Below are 488 nucleotides of genomic sequence, written 5' to 3' on the forward strand. Positions count from 1 at the left end.
CTCGGGAAGGCCAGCAGCAGATGCGCGGCGAACCCGCTCGACGCCCGGACCAGCAGCAGTCCGGCGGTGCTTATCGCCGGGGTGCGCGACACCTGCAGATCCTCGGCGAAGAAACCGGCGCCGACCAGGACCATCAGCAGCCCTACCCGGTTCGCCGGCCGCCGGGTATGCGCCACCGCCCCGGCGGCGAGGAACAGGAAACCGCCGGTGGCCCCCAGCACCATGCCCGCGGCGGGATTCGAGCCGTCCCGCACCTTGAACACCAGCCCGGCCACCCCGAGCAGCACCCCGAGCCCGACCGCGAGATACACCACCAACGTTGGCGTCAGCAGAGCACGGAAAGACAGCGGACGAGGCACAAAAGCCCGTCCTGCCACCCCCTCGATTCTCACAGAGTGATCGTCACAGCGCCCTCCGCGACTGTCAACGACATTACCGCGACATCACCGTCGACGACCGCCACAGTCGATCACTGTGTCTCCACCCCA

The 488-nt window shown here is 68.4% G+C and carries 1 pseudogene; it reads right to left on the reverse strand.

What is annotated here, in order from left to right:
• Window positions 1–314 (reverse strand): annotated as a pseudogene (locus AC5LUJ_RS17585) (histidine kinase); the annotation flags it as partial.
• Between the last annotated feature and the right edge of the window lie 174 nt (window positions 315–488).

The organism is Protofrankia sp. CiP1_Cm_nod3, assembly GCF_982290655.1.